The organism is Pseudomonas sp. A014 (genome assembly GCF_052378495.1).
Lineage (GTDB): Bacteria > Pseudomonadota > Gammaproteobacteria > Pseudomonadales > Pseudomonadaceae > Aquipseudomonas > Aquipseudomonas machongensis.
The window spans coordinates 3,991,079-4,012,523 of record NZ_CP199001.1 but is presented as its reverse complement, the minus strand read 5'-3'; the positions used below and the strand labels follow the sequence as shown (position 1 = coordinate 4,012,523).

General features: G+C 64.6%; 16 protein-coding genes. 9 read left to right on the top strand and 7 right to left on the bottom strand.

Features of this window, described 5'->3' with window-relative positions; genetic code table 11:
- The first annotated feature begins 2 nt into the window (after window positions 1-2).
- From kdpA to ACTYOL_RS18630, 6 genes are all read left to right on the top strand, one after another.
- Window positions 3-1,697, top strand: coding sequence for a potassium-transporting ATPase subunit KdpA (gene kdpA, locus ACTYOL_RS18655; protein ID WP_444756904.1), 1,695 nt, complete (start codon window positions 3-5; stop codon window positions 1,695-1,697).
- A 10-nt stretch (window positions 1,698-1,707) separates the two neighbouring features.
- Window positions 1,708-3,759, top strand: coding sequence for a potassium-transporting ATPase subunit KdpB (kdpB, locus tag ACTYOL_RS18650; RefSeq protein WP_200603752.1), 2,052 nt, complete (start codon window positions 1,708-1,710; stop codon window positions 3,757-3,759).
- A gap of 13 nt (window positions 3,760-3,772) precedes the next feature.
- Window positions 3,773-4,336: a potassium-transporting ATPase subunit KdpC gene (gene kdpC / locus ACTYOL_RS18645; RefSeq protein WP_200603753.1), complete on the top strand. Its 564-nt coding sequence runs from the start codon at window positions 3,773-3,775 to the stop codon at window positions 4,334-4,336.
- 141 nt (window positions 4,337-4,477) lie between these two features.
- The gene (locus tag ACTYOL_RS18640) at window positions 4,478-7,132 is read left to right on the top strand and encodes a DUF4118 domain-containing protein (RefSeq protein WP_444756903.1); all 2,655 of its coding nucleotides are present in this window, start codon (window positions 4,478-4,480) and stop codon (window positions 7,130-7,132) included.
- The gene (locus ACTYOL_RS18635) at window positions 7,129-7,830 is read left to right on the top strand and encodes a response regulator (RefSeq protein ID WP_054894352.1); all 702 of its coding nucleotides are present in this window, start codon (window positions 7,129-7,131) and stop codon (window positions 7,828-7,830) included. Before ACTYOL_RS18640 ends, ACTYOL_RS18635 begins: the two co-directional genes overlap by 4 nt.
- Before the next feature lie 139 nt (window positions 7,831-7,969).
- Entirely contained in the window at window positions 7,970-9,322 is a 1,353-nt protein-coding gene (locus ACTYOL_RS18630) for a spinster family MFS transporter (RefSeq protein ID WP_444756902.1), read from the top strand.
- Window positions 9,323-9,417: 95 nt separating this feature from the next.
- On the opposite strand, the gene ACTYOL_RS18625 is transcribed toward ACTYOL_RS18630, so the two are convergent.
- From ACTYOL_RS18625 to gloB, 7 genes are all read right to left on the bottom strand, one after another.
- Entirely contained in the window at window positions 9,418-11,025 is a 1,608-nt protein-coding gene (locus ACTYOL_RS18625) for an ABC transporter ATP-binding protein (protein ID WP_200603756.1), read from the bottom strand.
- 1 nt (window position 11,026) lies between these two features.
- Complete coding sequence (locus ACTYOL_RS18620; RefSeq protein WP_054894349.1) at window positions 11,027-12,046, bottom strand: ABC transporter permease; 1,020 nt, start codon at window positions 12,044-12,046, stop codon at window positions 11,027-11,029.
- A 1-nt stretch (window position 12,047) separates the two neighbouring features.
- Window positions 12,048-13,121: a microcin C ABC transporter permease YejB gene (locus ACTYOL_RS18615; RefSeq protein ID WP_054894348.1), complete on the bottom strand. Its 1,074-nt coding sequence runs from the start codon at window positions 13,119-13,121 to the stop codon at window positions 12,048-12,050.
- A gap of 1 nt (window position 13,122) precedes the next feature.
- Complete coding sequence (locus ACTYOL_RS18610) at window positions 13,123-14,964, bottom strand: extracellular solute-binding protein (RefSeq protein ID WP_054894347.1); 1,842 nt, start codon at window positions 14,962-14,964, stop codon at window positions 13,123-13,125.
- Entirely contained in the window at window positions 14,961-16,790 is a 1,830-nt protein-coding gene (locus ACTYOL_RS18605) for an extracellular solute-binding protein (protein WP_444756901.1), read from the bottom strand. The genes ACTYOL_RS18610 and ACTYOL_RS18605 overlap by 4 nt, the downstream gene beginning before the upstream one ends.
- Before the next feature lie 171 nt (window positions 16,791-16,961).
- Window positions 16,962-18,395 carry a lytic transglycosylase domain-containing protein gene (locus ACTYOL_RS18600; RefSeq protein ID WP_054894346.1) on the bottom strand — a complete coding sequence of 478 codons (1,434 nt, stop codon included), beginning with the start codon at window positions 18,393-18,395 and terminating at the stop codon, window positions 16,962-16,964.
- 100 nt (window positions 18,396-18,495) lie between these two features.
- A complete protein-coding gene (gloB, locus tag ACTYOL_RS18595; RefSeq protein ID WP_197893463.1) occupies window positions 18,496-19,275 on the bottom strand; it encodes a hydroxyacylglutathione hydrolase in 780 nt (259 codons plus the stop codon).
- Between the two features lie 86 nt (window positions 19,276-19,361).
- On the opposite strand from gloB, the gene ACTYOL_RS18590 reads away from it, so the two are divergent.
- From ACTYOL_RS18590 to dnaQ, 3 genes are all read left to right on the top strand, one after another.
- Window positions 19,362-20,120 carry an SAM-dependent methyltransferase gene (locus ACTYOL_RS18590; RefSeq protein ID WP_153774781.1) on the top strand — a complete coding sequence of 253 codons (759 nt, stop codon included), beginning with the start codon at window positions 19,362-19,364 and terminating at the stop codon, window positions 20,118-20,120.
- Window positions 20,121-20,166: 46 nt separating this feature from the next.
- Window positions 20,167-20,613: a ribonuclease HI gene (gene rnhA, locus ACTYOL_RS18585; protein WP_054894343.1), complete on the top strand. Its 447-nt coding sequence runs from the start codon at window positions 20,167-20,169 to the stop codon at window positions 20,611-20,613.
- A gap of 72 nt (window positions 20,614-20,685) precedes the next feature.
- Window positions 20,686-21,438: a DNA polymerase III subunit epsilon gene (gene dnaQ / locus ACTYOL_RS18580; RefSeq protein WP_332261760.1), complete on the top strand. Its 753-nt coding sequence runs from the start codon at window positions 20,686-20,688 to the stop codon at window positions 21,436-21,438.
- The last annotated feature ends 7 nt before the right edge of the window (window positions 21,439-21,445 follow it).

Genomic DNA, 21,445 nt, shown 5'->3' with positions numbered 1-21,445 from the left:
CCATGCACAGCTACGACTTCGCATTGCTGCTGGCGTTTCTGGCCCTTGTGCTGCTACCAGCACCCTGGCTTGGGCGGTTCTACTACAAGGTCATGGAGGGTCAGCGTACCTGGCTGTCGCCGATCCTCGGCCCGGTAGAGCAGGGTTGCTACCGGTTGTCCGGGGTGCGCGCCGAGCAGGAGCAGAACTGGAAGCAATACACCCTGGCGCTGCTGGCCTTCAACCTGGTGGGCTTCCTGGTGCTGTTCGCCGTGCTCCTGCTGCAGGGCTCGCTGCCGCTCAACCCGCAGCACCTGCCGGGCCAGGAATGGTCGCTGGCATTCAACACCGCTGTCAGCTTCATGACCAACACCAACTGGCAGGCCTATAGCGGTGAGGCCTCGCTCAGCTACTTGAGCCAGATGATCGGCCTGACCGTGCAGAACTTCGTCAGCGCCGCCACCGGCCTTGCCGTGCTGGTCGCCCTGTGCCGTGGTATCGGCCGGCGCTCCACTCACAACCTGGGTAACTTCTGGGTCGACATGACCCGTGCCACCCTCTATGGCCTGCTGCCACTGTGCATCGTGCTGGCGTTGCTGCTGGTGTGGCAGGGTGTGCCACAGACATTCGCCGACTACGCCCATGCCGTCACCCTGCAAGGTGCCGACCAGAGCATCCCGCTGGGCCCTGCCGCCAGCCAGATCGCGATCAAGCAACTGGGCACCAACGGCGGCGGCTTCTTCGGCGTCAACTCGGCGCATCCGTTCGAGAACCCGACAGCCTGGAGCAACCTGTTCGAGGTGACTTCGATCATTCTGATTCCGGTGGCACTGGTGTTCACCTTCGGCCACTACGTCAAGGACCTGCGTCAGAGCCGGGCGATTCTCGCCTGCATGCTCGCGCTGTTCCTGATCGGTGGTGCCGTCGGGCTGTGGTCCGAGCACCAGCCCAATCCGACCCTCGACAGTGCCCAGGTACAACAAGGGGCGCCGATGGAAGGCAAGGAGAGCCGCTTCGGTACCACCGGTACGGTGTTGTGGACGGTGACTACCACGGCTGCCTCCAACGGCTCGGTCAACGCCATGCACGACAGCCTCAATCCGCTGACTGGCATGGTGGCGATGGTCAACATGATGGTCGGCGAGGTGATCTTCGGCGGCGTCGGTGCAGGCCTCTACGGCATGCTGCTGTTCGTGCTGATCGCGGTATTCCTGGCCGGGTTGATGATCGGTCGCACGCCGGAATACCTGGGCAAGAAGTTGCAGGCCCGCGAAGTGCAATTGTTGGTGGCGACACTGCTGGTGATGCCGGTTGGCGTGCTGGTGCTCGGCGCCATCGCCGCCAGCCTGCCGGGGCCGGCAGGTGCGGTGAGCAATCCGGGGCCGCATGGTTTCAGCCAGTTGCTGTATGCCTACACCTCCGGCACCGCCAACAACGGCTCGGCTTTCGGCGGCTTTGGTGCCAACACGGTGTTCCACAACCTGATGATCGGCCTGGCCATGCTGATCGGGCGCTTCGGCTACATCCTGCCAGTGCTGGCCCTTGCAGGCAGCCTGGCCGCCAAGAAAAGCGCGCCGCAGGGCCAGAACAGCTTCCCCACCCATGGCCCGCTGTTCGCCGGCCTGCTGTTGGTGACCATCCTGCTGGTCGGCGGGCTGACCTTCCTGCCGACCCTGGCCCTGGGGCCGATCGCCGAACAGCTGAGCCTGGGTTTCTGAGGATCCGAACATGAACATGCCCATTTCTGAAGTGAAAGCTCCCCGCGCCGTCGACCAGACCCGCTTCGCCGCGCTCTGGCGCCCGGCCCTGATGCAGGCCTTCGTCAAGCTCGATCCGCGCCAGCTCAAGCGCTCGCCGGTGATGCTGGTGGTCGCCCTGACGGCTGTGCTGACCACGGTCCTGTGCCTGGTGCCCGGCAGCGGTGTGAGCACCGGCGTGGCGGTGCAGATCGCCCTGTGGCTGTGGTTCACCGTACTCTTTGCCAATTTCGCCGAAGCCTTGGCGGAAGGCCGGGGCAAGGCCCGTGCCGATAGCCTCAAGGCCGGCAGCCAGGGCCTGACCGCTCAGCGCCGTCTGGCCAATGGCAGCTTCGAAACCGTCGCTGCCACCGCATTGCGCAAGGACGATGTGGTGCGCGTGGTGGCCGGTGAGCTGATACCGGGTGATGGCGAGGTGCTCGAAGGCATCGCCGCCGTCAACGAGGCGGCGATCACCGGCGAGTCTGCGCCGGTGATCCGCGAATCCGGTGGTGATCGTTCGGCCGTGACCGGCAATACCCGGCTGGTTTCCGACTGGTTGCTGATACGCATCACCAGCAACCCCGGTGAGTCGACCCTGGACCGCATGATCGCTCTGGTCGAAGGCGCCAAGCGCCAGAAGACCCCCAACGAGATTGCCCTGGATATCCTGCTGATCGGCCTGACCCTGATTTTCCTGATCGTGGTGGTGACCTTGCAGCCGTTCGCCCATTTCGTGGGCGGCAGCCTGCCGCTGATCTTCCTCGCCGCGTTGCTGGTGACGCTGATCCCGACGACCATTGGTGGCCTGCTGTCGGCCATCGGTATCGCGGGTATGGATCGCCTGGTGCGCCTTAACGTCATCGCCCGCTCCGGGCGTGCGGTGGAGGCTGCGGGCGACGTGCACACGTTGATGCTCGACAAGACCGGCACCATCACCTTCGGCAACCGCCGCTGCAGTGCCCTGCACGCAGCGCCCGGTGTTACCCCCAAGGAGCTGGGGGAGGGAGCCTTGCTTGCCTCGCTGGCCGACGACACGGCCGAGGGCAAGTCCATCGTCGACTACCTGCGCCAGTTGCACGACTTCGACGAGCCGGCTGCCGCGCAGTACAGCGCCATCGCCTTCAGCGCCGAGACGCGCCTTTCGGGTATCGACTTCGGTCAGCGCCGCTACCGCAAGGGCGCGGTGGATGCGGTGCTGGCGTTCGTCGGCTTGCAACGCCTGGAAATGCCGGCTTCGCTGGCCCGTGAAGTCGAACGCATCGCCCAGAGTGGCGGCACCCCCTTGCTGGTATGCGTCGACCGCCACTTGCTGGGGGTGATTCACCTCAAGGACGTGGTCAAGCCCGGCATCCGCGAGCGCTTCGCCGAGTTGCGCAAACTGGGTATCCGCACCGTGATGGTGACCGGCGACAACCCGCTGACCGCTGCGGCCATCGCCGCCGAGGCCGGTGTCGATGACGTGCTTGCCGAGGCCACCCCCGAGAAGAAGCTGGCGCGCATTCGCCAGGAGCAGAATGACGGCCGCCTGGTCGCCATGTGCGGTGACGGTGCCAACGATGCCCCGGCCTTGGCCCAGGCGGATGTCGGCATGGCCATGAACGACGGTACCCAGGCGGCGCGCGAGGCGGCCAACATGGTCGACCTGGACAGCGATCCGACCAAGCTGCTGGATGTGGTCCAGGTCGGCAAGGAACTGCTGGTGACCCGTGGTGCACTGACAACGTTCTCCATTGCCAACGACGTGGCCAAGTACTTCGCCATCCTGCCGGCGCTGTTCGCTTCGATCTACCCGCAACTGGGTGTGCTCAACCTGATGCGCCTGAGCAGCCCGCAAAGCGCGATCCTTTCGGCGATCGTCTTCAACGCGCTGATCATCATCGTGCTGATCCCCCTGGCCTTGCGCGGAGTGCGCGTGCAGGCGGCAAGTGCCGCGCACCTGCTGCGGCGCAACCTGCTGATCTACGGCGTGGGCGGCATCCTGGTGCCGTTCGCCGGGATCAAGCTGATCGACATGCTGCTCACTGCACTGCACCTGGTCTGAAGGAGAGACGAACATGAGCACCTACGTACGCCCGGCCGTGAGCCTGGTCCTGCTGATGACCCTGGTCACCGGCGCGTTGTACCCGCTGGCGGTGACCGGTATCGCCCAGGTCGCCTTCCCCGAGCAGGCCAATGGCAGCTTGGTGCGCGATGAGCAGGGGCAGGTTCGCGGCTCGGCGTTGATCGCCCAGGAATTCAAGGGCGACGGCTGGTTCCAGTCGCGCCCTTCGGCCGGCGCCTTCGCGACGGTATCCAGCAGCGCGAGCAACCTGGCACCGAGCAATCCGGTGCTGGCAGAGCGGGTCAGGAGTGATGCCGCCGCCCTGTACCAGCCTGAGCTTGGGCCGGTGCCGCAGGCCCTGTTGACCACCTCCGGCAGCGGGCTCGACCCGCAATTGCCGCCGGAGGCGATCGCCTACCAGTTGCCGCGCGTTGCGGCGGCGCGGCAGATCCCCATCGAGCGCTTGCAAGCGCTGGTAGATGAGGCCACTCTGCGGCCATTGGTCGGCCCGCCGGTGGTCAATGTGTTGGCGTTGAACCAGGCGTTGGCGCGGTTGGCGCCTGTTACTGAGCGCTGATAATCCAGGCCGTGTCGCGGCCATCGCGGGGCAAGCCCTCCCCCAGGTTCACCGGCGTTCACAAGAACGGCGCAGGACCTGTGGCTTGCCCCGTGATGGCCTGCGAAGCAGGCCCCTGGCCCCCTTACCAAAGGATCAAGCATGAGTGATTCCGCCCGCGCCGATGCGCTGTTGGCGAGCCTGCCCCGCAACGGTCGCGGCAGGCTTAAAGTATTTCTGGGCGCAGCTCCCGGCGTGGGCAAGACGTTCGCCATGCTCCAGGCCGCCCATGCCCAGCAGCGCCAGGGGGTAAAGGTGCTGGCGGCGGTGGTGGAGACCCATGGCCGGGCCGAAACCGAGGCGCTGCTCGGTGGCTTGGCGCAGCAGCCCTTGCTGCGCAGCGAGTACCGCGGCGTCATCCTCGAAGAAATGGACCTCGATGGCCTGCTCAAGGCTGCACCACCGCTGGCGCTGGTCGACGAGCTGGCTCATACCAACGCCCCAGGCAGCCGTCACGCCAAGCGCTGGCAGGATGTTCAGGAACTGCTCGCTGCCGGTATCGATGTGTATACCACGGTCAATGTCCAGCACCTGGAAAGCCTCAACGACAAGGTTCGCGACATCACGGGCGTTCAGGTGCGCGAAACCCTGCCCGACTGGGTGCTGCAGGAAGCCTTCGAGCTGGTGCTGATCGACCTGCCGCCACGTGAACTGCTCGAGCGCTTGCGCGAAGGCAAGGTCTACGTGCCTGAGCAGGCACGGGCGGCGATCGATGCGTTCTTCTCCCAGACCAACCTCACCGCCTTGCGCGAACTGGCCATGCAGACCGCTGCAGCCCAGGTCGATGCCAACCTTGCCCATGGCTACCGCCAGCGCGGCGAGCAGGCGCCGACCTTGCGAGGGCGCCTGCTGGTCGGGGTCGATGGCGATGAGCAGGCCGAGCGTCTGGTGCGCCATGCCAGCCGCGTCGCCCAGCGTCGGCATTTGCCGTGGAGCCTGGTGCATGTCGACAACGGCAAGCTACGTGACGAGGGCGCTCGTCAGCGCCTGCAGGCCGCACAGCAACTGGCCGAGCGCCTGGGCGGCGAAGTCGTGGTACTCAGGGCCGGGGAGGTGGCGCGCACGCTCATCCAGCATGCGCTGGAACGGCGGGCGAGCCTGGTGCTGGTCGGCCAGTCCCGCGACCGTCTGCGCCGCCGCGTGCTCGGTGCGGGCGTCGCCGCACGCTTGCTGCGCGACAGCCGGGGGCTGGAGATCAATGTGCTCGACCGCGACGCTCAACCTGTACCGACAGGGGCGGTGGTCAATCGAGTGTGGGTCTGGCGCCACTATTGGCTGGCGCTGCTGGCGACCATGCTGGCGGCAGGGCTGGCCTGGGCCGTGTCCAGTGTGCTGGCCTTGCCGAACATTTCGCTGGTGTTCCTCGCGGCGGTGCTGCTGGTCGCGGTGCGCAGCAGCCTGGGGCCTGCGCTGGCCTGTGCGGCGCTGTCGTTCCTGACCTACGACTTCCTGTTCATCCCGCCGAGCTTTTCGTTCAGCATCCAGCGCGAAGAGGATGTGCTGACCCTGGTGTTCTTCCTGCTCATGGCGGCCCTGACCGGCAATCTCGCCGCTCGTCAGCGCCGTCAGTTGCAGGCGCTGCGCGAAACCCAGGGCGAGACCCGGCAACTGCTCGACCTGTCGCGTCGCCTGACCGTGGCCACGGATCGCCAGGCGGTTTTCAGTGCCGCCGGGCAGCACCTGGACGATTGGCAGGGTATCCAGATCTGTCTGCTCGAGCGCGATGCCGAGGGCTTGTTGCAGGTCGCCAGCGGCGGGCCGCAGGTCTTTACCGACAATGAGCGCGCCGCTGCCGAATGGGCCTGGCAACATGGCCAGGCAGCAGGGCATGGCAGCGATACCTTGCCCCATGGCCGCTGGTGGTGGTGGCCGCTGGCGGTCGACGAGACTCCCTTGGCCTTGCTGGGGGTGCAGCCGGCCTCGGGCGAGCCGTTGAGCGCGCAGCGCCGTCGCTTGCTGACGGCGCTGGCCGAGCCGCTGGCCCAGGCCCTGGCCCGCGCGCGCCTGGGCGAGCAGCTCGAAGCCGCGCGCCTGCATGGCGAAACCGAGCAGTTGCGCAGCGCCTTGCTTGCCTCGGTGTCCCATGATCTGCGCACCCCGCTGACCGCCATGCGCGGTAGCATCGACAGCTTGCTGGCACTGGGCGATGCGATCCCTCCGGACGATCGCCGTGAACTGCTCGAAGGCACACGCAACGAAGCCGAGCGCCTGGATCGTTACATCCAGAACCTGCTCGACATGACCCGGCTGGGCCATGGCGGCTTGAAGCTTGCGCGTGACTGGGTGTCGCCCGGCGATATCATTGGCAGCGCTCTCAACCGTCTGCGCGCGGTGCTGGCACCGCTGCGCGTAGATACCGAGGTGCCTGCAGAGCTGCCCCTGCTGTTCGTGCATGCAGCGCTGATCGAGCAGGCGCTGGTCAACGTACTGGAGAATGCCGCACGTTTCTCGCCGATAAATGGTCGCCTGGCGCTGCGTGTGGCGGTGCAGGACGAGCGCCTGTGCTTCGCGGTCGCGGATCAGGGCCCGGGCATCCCAGTGGCCGAGCGCGAGAAGATCTTCGACATGTTCTACACCGCTGCCCGCGGCGACCGCGGCGGGCAGGGCACAGGCCTGGGGCTTGCGATCTGCCAGGGCATGATCGGCGCCCATGGCGGCAGCATACTGGTCGGCGAGGGCATCGATGGCCAGGGCACCTGCATCACTCTATGCTTGCCGTTGCCTCTTCAACCCGACAGCGACAGTGAAGCCCCATGAGCCAAGCCGCCACCCTTCTGGTCATCGACGACGAACCGCAGATCCGCAAGTTCCTGCGCATCAGCCTCGTGTCCCAGGGCTACAAGGTGATCGAGGCTGCGACCGGCGGCGAAGGCCTGGCCCAGGCGGCGCTGAGCAAGCCTGACCTGGTGGTGCTCGATCTCGGCTTGCCGGATATGGACGGCCAGCAGGTGTTGCGCGAACTGCGCGAGTGGAGCGCCGTGCCGGTGATGGTGCTCTCGGTGCGAGCCAGCGAGGTGCAGAAGGTCGACGCGCTGGATGGCGGTGCCAACGACTACGTGACCAAGCCGTTCGGTATCCAGGAGTTCCTTGCCCGGGTGCGCGCGCTGTTGCGGCACAAACCCCAAGCTGGCTCCGGGCAAGCGGCCAGTGCCAGCTTCGGTGCGCTGGTGGTCGACTTCGCCTATCGCAAGGTCACGCTCGACGGCGTCGAGGTGGCACTGACACGCAAGGAGTACGCGCTGCTGGCGCAACTGGCCGGGCATCCGGGGCGGGTGATCACCCAACAGCAACTGCTCAAGGATATCTGGGGCCCGACCCATGTCGACGACACCCACTACCTGCGCATCGTGGTGGGGCATCTGCGGCACAAGCTGGGCGACGATCCGACCGCTCCGCGGTACATCATCACCGAGGCGGGTGTGGGCTATCGGTTGGTGGCGCCGCCATCGGTTTGAATGCTGCGGGCGATCCGTCAGGCTGCAGCCCATCTCGCGATATAAGCCCGGTCAATGGTGGCAGACGTCTCGCACCTTACCCTCTAGATTTCGTCAGGCGTGCTGGAAGCCCTGAATAACGATAACGAGGGACCCGACCATGACCACCGCCCCCCAAGCGTCCAACGCCTGGCGCATCTTGTTCCTGCTGTTCCTGGCCAACCTGTTCAACTTCTTCGACCGCACCATCCCCGCGATCATCATCGAACCGATCCGCCTGGAGTGGCACCTGAGCGATTTCCAGATCGGCCTGATCGGCACCGCTTTTACCCTGGTATACGCCATCGCTGGCCTGCCGCTGGCGCGCATGGCCGATACCGGCTCGCGCGCCAAGCTGATGGGCTGGGGCCTGGCGGCCTGGAGCGGGCTGACGGCGGTCAACGGCATGGTCGGCAGCTTCTGGAGTTTTCTGCTGGTGCGCATGGGCGTGGGTATCGGTGAAGCCAGCTATGCGCCGGCCGCCAACTCGCTGATCGGCGATCTGTTCCCGGCCGAGCGACGGTCGCGGGCGATGGGCATCTTCATGCTCGGCCTGCCGCTGGGCCTGTTGCTGGCGTTCTTCACCATCGGTGCCATGGTCCAGGCATTCGGCAGCTGGCGTGCGCCATTCTTCATCGCGGCGGTACCCGGCCTGGTGTTGGCGCTGTTCATCTTCCTGATCCGCGAACCTGCGCGGGGCGCTGCGGAAACCGTTGCCATCTCCCAGGCGCCGATCGATCGCCCGCTGCGTCGAGTGCTGAGCGTGCCCACGTTCGCCTGGCTGGTACTGGCGGGGCTGACCTTCAACTTCGCTTCCTATGCCTGCAACTCGTTCATGGTGCCGATGCTGCAGCGCTACTTCGCCTTGCCCTTGCACGATGCGGCCGTGGCAACGGGGATGATCGTCGGTCTGAGCGGCCTGGTGGGGCTCACGCTAGGGGGCTGGGTGGCCGACAAGGTGCACCAGCGTTTCGCCAATGGGCGTCTGTTGTTCGCCGCGCTGAGCATGTTGGTGGCCACTCTCGCCACCGCCTGGGCACTGCATGCCGGGCGTATCGAGCTGGGGCTGTTCGTCGCGGTGTTCGGCGTCGGCTGGCTGTTCTCGTACAACTTCTACACCTGCGTGTACACGGCGATTCAGGATGTGGTTCAACCGCGCCTGCGGGCTACCGCCATGGCCCTGTACTTCGCCGGGCTGTACCTGCTCGGTGGTGGCCTGGGGCCGGTGGTGGTCGGCGGGCTGTCGGATCATTTTGCCGTGTCGGCCATGGAGGCGGCGGGACAGGTGGTGATGAGCGAGGCGTTCAAGGCCCAGGGGCTACATGACGCGATGTACCTGATCCCGGTGGCGCTGCTGCTGACCCTGGTGTTTCTGCTGGCGGCGTCGCGTTGCTTTGTGCGTGATGCGCAGAAGATGCGCGAGGGGATGGTGCTTGAGGGCGAGGCAGTGACTGCCCGCGCCGCCGAAGCCTGAGCGCTAGCCGACTTAAGCCTGCTCACTCCTATCAGGGCTGAGCAGGCTCTTGGGTTTTGAACGCGTTAGTCGCTCTTTGTCATTGCACAAAGGGATCAACTGTTCGCCGTCTCCAGAAACGCCGCCTCCAGCAACTGACGCGTATACGGATGCTGCGGCGCATGGAAGATCTCCTGCGCATCGCCTTGCTCCACCACGTGCCCGTGCTTGATCACCATCAATTGGTGACTCAACGCCTTGACCACCGCCAGGTCATGGCTGATGAACAGGTACGTCAGGTTGTACTTCAACTGCAGGTTACGCAGCAGCTCCACAACCTGACGCTGTACGGTGCGGTCCAGCGCCGAAGTCGGTTCGTCCAGCAGGATCAACGCCGGCTTCAACACCAGTGCGCGGGCGATCGCGATCCGCTGGCGCTGCCCGCCAGAGAACTCGTGCGGATACCGGTGCCGTGTGCGCGGGTCCAGCCCCACTTCCTCCAGCGCCGCAATGATCGCGGCTTCCTGCTCGGCGGGGGTGCCGATCTTGTGAATCCGCAAGCCCTCGCCAACGATATCGGCCACGCACATGCGCGGGCTCAGGCTGCCGAACGGGTCCTGGAACACCACCTGCATTTCGCGGCGCAGCGGCCGCACGTCCTGCTGCTTCAGCCCTTCCAGCGACTGCCCGTGGAAGCGAATCCCACCCTGGCTTGCGATCAAGCGCAGGATCGCCAGCCCCAATGTCGATTTGCCGGATCCGCTCTCACCAACGATGCCCAGGGTTTGCCCCTGCGGGAGGCTGAAATTGATCCCGTCGACGGCTTTCACATGGTCGACAGTGCGGCGCAGCAGGCCCTTCTTGATCGGGAACCACACCTTCAGGTCGTTGACTTCCAGCAGCGGTTTGCCGATCGCGTTCGCCGCCGGGCCACCGCTGGGTTCGGCATTGATCAGCATCTGCGTATAGGGGTGCTGCGGGGCCTTGAACAGTGTCTCGCAGTCGGCCTGTTCGACGATCTTGCCGCACTGCATCACGCACACGCGGTGGGCGATACGCCGCACCAGGTTGAGGTCGTGGCTGATCAGCAGTAGCGCCATGCCCAGGCGCGCCTGCAGGGACTTGAGCAAATCGAGAATCTTGAGCTGCACGGTGACGTCGAGCGCGGTGGTGGGCTCGTCGGCGATCAGCAGTTCGGGTTCGTTGGCCAGGGCCATGGCGATCATCACGCGCTGGCGCTGGCCGCCGGAGAGCTCATGGGGCAGGGCCTTGAGGCGCTTCTTCGGGTCGGGAATGCCGACCAGTTCGAGCAGCTCCAGGGTGCGCGCGGTGGCCTGCTTGCCGGTGAGGCCTTTGTGCAGCAGGAGGATCTCGTTGATCTGCTTCTCGATGCAATGCAGTGGGTTCAGCGAGGTCATCGGCTCCTGGAAAATCATCGCGATGCGATTGCCGCGGATGCGCTGCATGGGCTTCTCGCCCAGGTGCAGGAGGTCCTTGCCGTCGTAGTGGATGGTGCCGCTGGGGTGGCGGGCGAGCGGGTAGGGCAGCAGGCGCAGGATCGAGTGCGCGGTGACTGATTTGCCTGAGCCGCTCTCGCCGACCAGGGCGAGGGTCTCGCCCTTGCGGATGTCGAAACTGATGCCATCGACGACGCGGTTGACCTGCTCGCCGGTGACGAACTCCACCGCCAGGTCGCGCACTTCGATCAGGGTGTCTTGGCTCATGTCATTTCCTCGGGTCGAAGGCATCGCGGGCGGATTCGCCGATGAACACCAGCAGGCTCAGCATGACGGCCAGCACGGCGAAGGCGCTGATGCCCAGCCACGGCGCCTGCAGGTTGGACTTGCCCTGGGCGACCAGTTCGCCCAGCGACGGCGAGCCGGCGGGCAAGCCGAAGCCGAGGAAGTCGAGGGCGGTGAGGGTGCCGATGGCGCCGGTGAGGATGAATGGCATGAAGGTCATGGTCGAGATCATGGCGTTGGGCAGGATGTGGCGGAACATGATCGGGCCGTTGCGCATACCCAGGGCGCGGGCGGCGCGCACGTACTCGAGGTTGCGTCCGCGCAGGAACTCGGCGCGCACGACATCCACCAGGCTCATCCATGAGAACAGCAGCATGATGCCGAGCAACCACCAGAAGTTGGGCTGCACGAAGCTTGCGAGGATGATCAACAGGTAGAGCACCGGCAGGCCCGACCAGATTTCCAGGAAACGCTGGCCAGCCAGGTCCACCCAGCCGCCATAGAAGCCCTGCAGGGCACCGGCGATGACGCCGACGATGGAGCTGGCGATTGTCAGCGTCAGGGCGAACAGCACCGAGACGCGGAATCCGTAGATCACCCGGGCGAGCACGTCGCGCCCCTGGTCGTCGGTGCCGAGCAGGTTGTCGGCCGAAGGCGGCGCGGGGGCAGGGACCTTCAGGTCGTAGTTGATGCTCTGGTAGCTGAACGGGATCGGCGCCCACAGCACGAAGCTGTCCTTTTTTTCCAGCAGTTCGCGGATATAGGGGCTCTTGTAGTTGGCTTCCAGCGGGAATTCGCCGCCGAAGGTGGTTTCCGGGTAGCGCTTGAACGCCGGGAAGTACCACTCGCCGTCGTAGCGCACGGCGATGGGCTTGTCGTTGGCGATCAGCTCGGCACCCAGGCTCAGGCCGAACAGGATGAGGAACAGCCACAGCGACCACCAGCCGCGACGGTTGGCCTTGAAGCGCTCGAAGCGCCGGCGGTTCAGGGGAGAGAGGGCCATGTCAGTGCTCCCGGCTGGCGAAGTCGATGCGCGGATCGACCAGGGTGTAGGTGAGGTCGCCGATCAGTTTCACCACCAGCCCCAGCAGGGTGAAGATGAACAGGGTGCCGAACACCACCGGGTAGTCGCGGTTGATGGCCGCTTCGAAACTCATCAGGCCCAGGCCGTCGAGAGAGAAAATCACCTCGATCAGCAGGGAGCCGGTGAAGAAGATACCGATGAACGCCGACGGGAACCCTGCGATCACCAGCAGCATGGCGTTGCGGAATACATGGCCGTAGAGCACGCGGTTGCGGCTCAGGCCCTTGGCCTTGGCGGTGATCACGTACTGCTTGTTGATCTCGTCGAGGAAGCTGTTCTTGGTCAGCAGGGTCATGGTGGCGAAGTTGCCGATCACCAGCGCGGTGATCGGCAGCACCAGGTGCCAGAAGTAGTCCATCACCTTGCCGGTGGTGGACAGCTCGTCGAAGTTGTTGGAGGTCAGGCCCCGGAGCGGGAACCAGTCGAAATAGCTGCCACCGGCGAACAGCACGATCAGCAGGATGGCGAAGAGGAACGCGGGGATGGCGTAGCCGACGATGATCGCCGAGCTGGTCCAGACGTCGAAGTGGCTGCCATGGCGCACCGCCTTGGCAATCCCCAGCGGGATCGACACCAGGTACATGATCAGTGTGCTCCACAACCCCAGCGAGATCGACACGGGCATCTTCTCGGCGATCAGGTCGATGACCTTGGCATCGCGGAAGAAGCTGTCGCCGAAGTCGAGCTGGGCGTAGTTCTTGACCATGATCCACAACCGCTCTGGGGCTGACTTGTCGAAGCCGTACATGCGTTCGATTTCAGCGACCAGCGCCGGGTCCAGGCCTTGGGCGCCGCGGTAGTTGGAGCCGGCTACCGATACTTCGGCACCGCCGCCGGCAATGCGGCTGGTGGCGCCATCGAAGCCTTCGAGCTTGGCGATCATCTGCTCGACCGGGCCACCGGGGGCGGCCTGGACGATGATGAAGTTGATGATGAGGATGCCGAACAGGGTCGGGATGATCAGCAGCAGGCGGCGCAGAATGTAGGCAAGCATGTCAGTTCGCCTCGTCCACGAGTGGCACGCGCGCTTCGCTGACGGCCGGGGTCACGTCGGGCTTGATCCACCAGGTATCGATGCCGATATCGTATTTGGGTGACACCTTTGGATGGCCAAGGTGGTTCCAGTAGGCGACCCGCCAGGTCTTGATGTGCCAGTTGGGAATGACGTAGTAGCCCCACAGCAGCACACGGTCCAGCGCGCGGGTGTGGGCGACCAGGCTCTGGCGCGAGTCGGCATTGATCAGGTCTTCGACCAGTTGGTCGATGGCCGGGTCGCGCAGGCCGATGGTGTTGCGGCTGCCCGAGCGGTCGGCGGCGGCGCTGGTCCAGTACTCACGCTGTTCGTTGCCCGGCGAGTTGGATTGCGGGAAGCCGCCGACGATCATGTCGAAGTCGCGCGAGCGCAGGCGCGTGATGTATTGCGAGACGTCGACGCGGCGGATGGTCAGGTCGATGCCCAGGTCGGCGAGGTTGCGCTTGAACGGCAGCAGGATGCGTTCGAACTCGGTCTGTGCCAGGAGAAACTCGATCGACACCGGCTTGCCCTGGGCGTCGACCATCTTGTCGTTCTCGATCTTCCAACCGGCGTCCATCAACAACTGGTAAGCCTTGCGTTGCTGCTCGCGAATCATGCCGCTGCCGTCGGTGACGGGATTGTGGAACGCCTCGCTGAAGACCTGCTCGGGAATCTTGCCGCGCAGCGGCTCGAGAATCTTCAACTCGTCGGCGGAGGGCAGGCCCGTAGCGGCCATCTCGGAGTTTTCGAAGTAGCTGCCGGTGCGGGTATAGGCACCGTTGAACAGCTGCTTGTTGGTCCATTCGTAATCGAGCAGCAGGCTCAGGGCCTGGCGCACGCGGATGTCCTGGAACACGGGCTTGCGCAGGTTGAAGATGAAGCCCTGCATGCCGACCGGATTGCCGTTGGGCAACTCTTCCTTGATCAGACGCCCGTCGCGCACAGCGGGAACATTGTAGGCGGTGGCCCAGTTCTTCGCGCTGACTTCCAGGGCATAGTCGAACTGCCCGGCCTTGAGTGCTTCGAGGGCGACGGCAGTGTCGCGGTAGGAGTCGAAGGTCATGGCGTCGAAGTTGAACATGCCACGGTTGATCGGCAGGTCCTTGGCCCAGTAGTCCTTGACCCGCTCGTAACGGATCGAGCGTCCGGCCTTGACCTCGGCGACCTTGTACGGGCCGCTGCCCAGCGGGATCTCGAGGTTGCCGCGGGTGAAGTCGCGGGTCTCGTACCAATGCTTGGGCAGCACTGGCAACTGGCCTAGGATCAGCGGCAGCTCTCGGTTGTTGCTGTGCTTGAACTTGAACAAGACGCGCAGCGGGTCTTCGACGATCACCTCGGAGACATCACCGTAGTACTGGCGGTACAACGGCGCGCCCTGCTGGGTGAGGGCGTTGAAGCTGAACACGACGTCTTCGGCGCGGATGGGGTGGCCGTCATGGAAGCGTGCTTCAGGTCGCAGGTAGAAGCGTACCCAGCTGTTGTCAGGGGCCTTCTCGATCTTGCCGGCGACCAGCCCGTACTCGGTGAAGGGCTCGTCCAGGCTCTGGCGCATCAGGGTGTCGTAGATGATGCTGATGTTGTCGGCCGATACGCCCTTGTTGATGAAGGGGTTGAGGCTGTCGAAACCGCCGAAGCTGGACTGGCGGAAGGTCCCGCCCTTGGGGGCATCGGGATTGACGTAGTCGAAATGCTTGAAGTCGGCGGGGTACTTGGGCGGTTCGTCGTAGAGCGTCAGGGCGTGTTGCGGGGCGGCCAGCGCGGGTAGGCTCAGGCAGGCGAGCAACAGGCTGCAGGCCAGGCGCAGGCGAGGCGTCGGCATCATTTGGCTTTCTCCGAAGTCTTGAGCCACCAGCTGTTCAGGCCCAGGGTGTAGGGCGGCGTGGTGACGAAGGCGAACCGGTTGCGGTAGGCCAGGCGATGGTTGTCCAGGTACCAGTTGGGAATCATGTAGTAGTGCCACGACAGCACCCGGTCCAGCGCGCGCGCAGCGGCGACCTGATCATCGCGGGTGCGGGCGGCCATGAGCGTGTCGAGCAGGTGATCGACCACAGGGTCCTTGATGCCCGCGTAGTTCTTGCTGCCCTTGACGGTGGCCTGGCTCGAGTGGAAGTACTGCCACTGCTCGAGGCCGGGGCTGAGGGTCTGGTTCAGGGTCATCAGGATCATGTCGAAGTCGAATTGGTCCAGCCGTTGTTTGTACTGGGCTCGGTCTACCGTGCGCAAGCGCGCGTCGATGCCGATGCTGGACAGATTTTCGACATAAGGTTGCAGGATGCGTTCCAGATTCGGGTTTACCAGCAGCAACTCAAGGCGCAACTGGCGGCCTTTGGCGTCGACCAGGCGCTGCCCGTCGAGCTTCCAGCCGGCTTCGCCGAGCAGGCCCAGGGCCGTTCGCAAGGTCTGGCGGTCGATGCCGCGCCCGTCGGTCTGGCTGACCTGGTAGGGCTCGGTGAAGAGCTTGGCGGGTAACTGTTCGCGAAACGGTGAGAGCAGCAGCCATTCCTTGCCGATGGGCAGCCCGCTGGCGGTGAATTCACTGTTGGGGTAGTAACTGGTCGAGCGACGGTAGGCACTGCTGAACAGGGCACGGTTGGTCCACTCGAAATCGAGCATCAGCCCCAGCGCCTGGCGTACCTTCGGGTCGGCGAAGGCGTCGCGGCGGGTGTTCATGAACAGACCCTGGGTCTGGGTCGGGATCCGGTGCGGGATCTGTGCCTTGATCACATCGCCACGGCGGATCGCCGGGAAGTTGTAGCCGTTGGCCCAGTTCTTGGCCTGATGTTCGATGTAGATGTCGAACTCGCCAGCCTTGAACGCTTCGAAGGCCACGGTCGCGTCACGATAGAACTCGAACTCCACGCGGTTGAAGTTGTACTTGCCGCGGTTGACCGGCAAATCCTTGCCCCAGTAGTTCTTCACCCGGCTGAACACCAGTCGCCGACCGGGCTGCACCTCGGTGATGCGGTACGGACCGCTGCCCAGCGGAGGCTCGAAGGTGGTGGCCTTGAAATCACGATCTTGCCAGTAGTGCTTGGGCAGCACTGGCATTTCGCCCAGGCGCAGGATCAGCAGCGGGTTGCCGGCGCGCTTGAAGACGAAGCGGATACGCAACGGCCCCAGGATGTCGACGCGCTGCACTTCCTGCAGGTTGGTGCGGTACAGCGGATGACCTTCCTTGAGCAGGGTGCGGTAGGAGAACGCCACGTCGGCCGAGGTGATGGGGTGCCCGTCATGGAAACGCGCCTCGGGACGCAGGTTGAACACCACCCAACTGCGGTCTTCGCTGTACTCCACCGAGCGGGCGATCAGGCCGTAGCTAGAGGTCGGTTCGTCGCCGGAAGGGTCGTATTGGCCGGTGCCGACCATCAAGGTCTCGTTCAGCTCGTTGACGCCGTACTGCTGGAAATTCGGTGTCGAAACGGGGCTGGTGCCCTTGAAGGTGTAGGGGTTGAGCGTGTCGAAGGTACCGAATGCCATGGCCCGCAAGGTTCCGCCTTTAGGCGCCTGCGGATTGACCCAGTCGAAATGGGTGAACGTGGCCGGGTACTTGAGCGTGCCGAACTGCGCATACCCGTGGCTTTCGGTCACGGTCGCGACTACGGGGAAGCTCAAGGCCAGGCTCAGTGACAGGAGGAGGGGTCTTATCAAGTCTGGAATCCGGTCAAGGCGGCGTTGGGCTTGGTCCGGCGTACAGTAACAGCTTGTCTGGAATGGAAAAAGGGTATGGCGGGGGCGGTTGTGGAAGCGGGCTGGCCCGCGAAAAGTACACCGCGGTGCATGGCGCCGGCTCGCCGCCCTGACAAGCCCGCGCCTACGCAGTCAGCGCGTCAGGTAGACGGTGAGTGTCTGGCCGGGCTTGAGTGCCTGGCCGCTGCGCGGGTTCCAGCGCTTGAGGTGTTTCATCTCGACATTGAACCGTTTGGCCACCAGATAGTACGAGTCGCCCTTGCGTACCTTGTACTGGGTGGAGCGCTGCTTGGCTGCCGCGACGCGGTTGGCTGAGGCGCTCGGCGCGTTACCGCCACGCAGGGCCAGAACCTGGCCGACTTTCAGGTTGCTGCCCGACAGGCGATTCCAGCGCTGGATGTCCTTGACCGACACACGGTTGGCCTTGGCGATGGCGCCCAGGTTGTCGCCGCGCTTGACTCGGTAACTGCTGGTTGCGGCCGGTGCCTTGGCCTCGGCGAGGGCGGCCTGGAACACGGCCTTGTTCGGTTGCAGGCTGACCAGTTGCTCAGGCTTGAGGTTGGACAGGCTGCTGGTCAGCAGTTGCGCCTTGGCGGTAGGAACGAGCAGTTGCTGCGGGCCATCGACCGTCATGCGTTTCTTGAACGCGGGGTTGAGCTGGATCAGTTCGTCTTCGTCGATATTGGCGAAGGCGGCGACGCGGGTCAGGTCGAGGCGCTCGTTGATGGCGACGGCTTCGAAGTAGGGCTCGTTGGCGATGGGGCTGAGGTTGACGCCATAGGCCTGTGGTGTCAGGACCACCTGCGACAGCGCCAGCAGCTTGGGCACGTAGTCGCGGGTCTCCTGAGGCAGCGGCAGGTTCCAGTAGTCGGTGGGCAGGCCGAGGCGCTCGTTGCGCTCGATCGCCCGGCTGACGGTGCCTTCACCAGCGTTGTAGGCGGCCAGGGCCAGCAGCCAGTCGCCATTGAACATGTCGTGCAGGCGGGTCAGGTAGTCCAGCGCGGCGTTGGTGGACGCGGTGATGTCGCGACGACCGTCGTAGAAGTTGGTCTGGCGCAGGTTGAAGTGGCGCCCGGTGGACGGGATGAATTGCCACATGCCTGCCGCATGGGCGCGGGAGTAGGCCATCGGGTTGTAGGCGCTTTCAATGGCCGGCAGCAGCGCCAGCTCAAGAGGCATGTCGCGTTCTTCGAGGCGCTCGACGATGTAGTGCAGGTAGAGGCTGCCACGCTCGCCGGCGTTCTCGAGGAAGCTCGGGTTGCTGGCGAACCACAGGCGCTGTTGCTCGATACGCGGGTTGACGTCGATGCTGTCTTGCAGGGCGAAGCCCTGGCGCATGCGCTCCCAGACATCCTCGGGCGCTTTTTGCTCGGCCGGCTTGATCATCAGCGGCGCTGGTTTGTGCTTGATCCGGGCTTGGTAGTTGTGTGCGCGAACGCTGTCGGATTCGTCGACCTGACGGGTGCTCTGGCAGCCCACGAGAGTGGCGGCCAAAGCGAGTGCGCTGACCTGGGCCAGGCGCGTCAGGGCGGCGGAATGAGCGGTGCGGCGGCTACGGGAAGACATCGGCGGACACGGTTTTCCGGGCAAAAAATTTCGGCGATTCTAGAAACCGCATCCAGTCGGGTCAACCTTGGATGTCATCCTGCGATATATCGTGAGGTTATCAGAAGCTGTCTTTCCAAGACCTCAAGGCAGCAAAAACAGCGGGTTGGGATTCGTTTGAATGTCCCTTCCATTCGTCTGCTTTTTGTTTAACGGATGTTTCAGTTGTGCGAAGAAACGGATTGGTCAAGCGCTCCACGCCGATGGTCGAGGGCAGAGTGATGCGATTGTCGGCGCGCAGGCGGGTAACGGCTTCGAAGCGTTGGATAACATGCGGGTTATCCGGCTCCACAGCCTTGGCAAAGCGCAGGTTGCTCAGGGTGTATTCGTGGGCGCAGTAGACGGCGGTGGCCTCGGGTAGCGCGGCCAGGCGCTGCAGCGCAGGTTGCATCTGTTCGGGTGTGCCTTCGAACATTCGCCCGCAACCGGCGGCGAAGAGGGTGTCGCCGCTGAACAGCAGCGGGGTCGGTGTTTTTGCACTGTAATAAGCAATATGGCCGAGGGTGTGCCCAGGTACGGCAAGCACCTCGAAGGTCACGCCCAGCGCCGTCACGGTGTCGCCGTCGTCCAACGCCACGTCGCGGCTCGGAATGCATTCGTTGGCCGGGCCGTAGACCTTGGCGCCGGTCTCCTGCTTGAGCTGTTCCACTCCGCCGACATGGTCATTGTGGTGGTGGGTGATGAGGATATCGGTGAGCGTCCAGTCGGTGTGTTCCTTCAGCCACTGCAGCACCGGACCGGCGTCGCCGGGGTCGACCACCACGCACTGGCGTTTGGCAGTATCCTGTAACAACCAGATGTAGTTGTCGGAGAAAGCGGGAAGGGCATCGATCTGTATCATGGCGCGGATCCGAATCATCTGGCGTGGGACATGAAGGCATCTTAGCTGCGATGGCGTGGCCGAAGAAACCTTCGAGGGAGAATGCAATGACCGACCAAGCCTTTGCCCAGGCCGACCCCGAGTGGGTGGAGCTGATCAGCCTGGCCCGTGACTGGTTCGCCGGGCCCATCGGGCAACTGATGCTCAAGGAGGAAGAAAAACTGCTCGAGGATGAGCTGGGCCGCTTCTTCGGCGGTTTTCTCGTGCACTATGGGCCGAGCGCCGATACACCGCCCAGCGCGCCGCAGGTGCAACGCACGGTGCGCCTCGGCGCGCCATTGCCGGGTGTGGAGGTCGTCTGCGAGGAACAGGCCTGGCCGTTGTCCGAGCATGCGGCTGATGTGGTGGTGCTGCAGCATGGCCTGGATTTCAGCCTCTCGCCCCACGGTCTGTTGCGCCAGGCTGCCAGCGCGGTGCGTCCGGGCGGGCACCTGTTGATCGTTGGCATCAATCCCTGGAGCGCCTGGGGGGCGCGGCACTTTTTCGGCCGCGGAGCGCTGCGCAAGGCGCGCTGCATCTCGCCATCGCGAGTCGGCGATTGGCTCAACCTGCTGGGCTTCGCGCTGGAGAAACGCCGCTTCGGGTGCTATCGTCCGCCGCTTTCCTCCCCGGTCTGGCAACAGCGCCTGGCGGGGTGGGAGCGGATGGCCGGGGGATGGCAGACCGCAGGCGGGGGTGTTTACCTGCTGGTGGCGCGCAAGATGGTGGTTGGCCTGCGACCGCTGCCCATGGAGCGCCGCGAGCCGATGGGCAAGCTGTTGCCCCTGCCGCTGGCCAAGGTCAATCGTCGTCACAGCGAGCCCTGACCGCGCCGTCCATGGTCGATAACCTGCAAGCGAACGAAGGCGGTACATGAGCGATAGCGTCGAGATCTACACCGATGGTGCCTGCAAGGGCAATCCTGGCCTGGGCGGCTGGGGCGCCCTGATCGTCTACAAGGGCGTCGAGAAGGAGCTGTGGGGCGGCGAGCGCGACACCACCAACAACCGCATGGAGCTCATGGCTGCGATCTGCGCGCTGATGGCGCTCAAGCGCGAATGCGAAGTGGTGCTGACTACCGACTCGCAATATGTGATGAAGGGCATCACCGAGTGGATGGCCAACTGGAAGAAACGCGGCTGGAAGACCGCTGCCAAAGAGCCGGTGAAGAATGCCGACCTCTGGCAGTTGCTCGATGAACAGGTCAACCGGCACAAGGTGACCTGGAAGTGGGTGCGCGGGCATATCGGGCATCCGGGTAACGAGCGGGCCGACATGCTGGCCAACCGCGGGGTGGATGAGCTTCGCGCCAAGCGTTGAGGCACCTGCAAAGCCAGTGGCCGGTTTGATGTATACTCGCCTCCTTTCCCAGAAGTCGCTTGGAGCCCCCGCGTGGAGCAGCAGAACACCCGACTGGTCGTCCTCGATACCGAAACCACTGGTATGCCGGTCAGCGAAGGCCACCGGATCATCGAGATCGGTTGCGTCGAGGTCATCGGCCGGCGCCTGACCGGGCGCAACTTCCACGTCTACCTGCAGCCAGACCGCGAGAGTGACGAGGGCGCCATTGGCGTTCACGGCATCACCGACGCGTTCCTGGTCGGCAAGCCGCGTTTCGCCGATGTGGCCGAAGAGTTCTTCGAGTACATCCAGGGCGCGCAACTGGTCATCCACAACGCGGCGTTCGACGTTGGCTTCATCAACAACGAATTCGCCTTGATGGGCCGTCAGGACCGCGCCGACATCTCCCAGCACTGCACCATCCTCGACACCCTGATGATGGCGCGCTCGCGCCATCCGGGCCAGCGCAACAGCCTCGATGCGTTGTGCAAGCGCTATGGCATCGACAACTCTGGCCGCGACCTGCACGGCGCGCTGCTCGACTCGGAACTGCTTGCCGACGTCTATCTGGCGATGACCGGTGGCCAGACCAGCCTGTCGCTGGCCGGCCAGGGCGCTGAAGACAACGAAGGGCAGGGCGGCAATGGTAGCGAGATCCGCCGTATCGTCGGGCGTCAGCCGGGGCGTGTGATCATGGCCAGCGAAGAGGAGCTCGAGGCACATGCCGAGCGTCTGGCGGCGATCGCCAAGTCGGCGGGGGCACCGGCAATGTGGCAGGCACTGAGCGAAACGCCAGCAGGCTGACACCGCC

Bases quoted from the DNA above. Each gene is read 5' to 3' on its own strand.
- rnhA (WP_054894343.1), top strand. From the start codon at position 20,167: ATGAGCGATAGCGTCGAGATCTACACCGATGGTGCCTGCAAGGGCAAT.
- ACTYOL_RS18620 (WP_054894349.1), bottom strand. From the start codon at position 12,046: ATGGCCCTCTCTCCCCTGAACCGCCGGCGCTTCGAGCGCTTCAAGGCC.
- kdpC (WP_200603753.1), top strand. From the start codon at position 3,773: ATGAGCACCTACGTACGCCCGGCCGTGAGCCTGGTCCTGCTGATGACC.
- ACTYOL_RS18640 (WP_444756903.1), top strand. From the start codon at position 4,478: ATGAGTGATTCCGCCCGCGCCGATGCGCTGTTGGCGAGCCTGCCCCGC.
- ACTYOL_RS18635 (WP_054894352.1), top strand. From the start codon at position 7,129: ATGAGCCAAGCCGCCACCCTTCTGGTCATCGACGACGAACCGCAGATC.
- ACTYOL_RS18600 (WP_054894346.1), bottom strand. From the start codon at position 18,395: ATGTCTTCCCGTAGCCGCCGCACCGCTCATTCCGCCGCCCTGACGCGC.
- kdpA (WP_444756904.1), top strand. From the start codon at position 3: ATGCACAGCTACGACTTCGCATTGCTGCTGGCGTTTCTGGCCCTTGTG.
- ACTYOL_RS18590 (WP_153774781.1), top strand. From the start codon at position 19,362: ATGACCGACCAAGCCTTTGCCCAGGCCGACCCCGAGTGGGTGGAGCTG.
- ACTYOL_RS18630 (WP_444756902.1), top strand. From the start codon at position 7,970: ATGACCACCGCCCCCCAAGCGTCCAACGCCTGGCGCATCTTGTTCCTG.
- ACTYOL_RS18625 (WP_200603756.1), bottom strand. From the start codon at position 11,025: ATGAGCCAAGACACCCTGATCGAAGTGCGCGACCTGGCGGTGGAGTTC.
- ACTYOL_RS18615 (WP_054894348.1), bottom strand. From the start codon at position 13,121: ATGCTTGCCTACATTCTGCGCCGCCTGCTGCTGATCATCCCGACCCTG.
- kdpB (WP_200603752.1), top strand. From the start codon at position 1,708: ATGAACATGCCCATTTCTGAAGTGAAAGCTCCCCGCGCCGTCGACCAG.
- ACTYOL_RS18610 (WP_054894347.1), bottom strand. From the start codon at position 14,964: ATGATGCCGACGCCTCGCCTGCGCCTGGCCTGCAGCCTGTTGCTCGCC.
- gloB (WP_197893463.1), bottom strand. From the start codon at position 19,275: ATGATACAGATCGATGCCCTTCCCGCTTTCTCCGACAACTACATCTGG.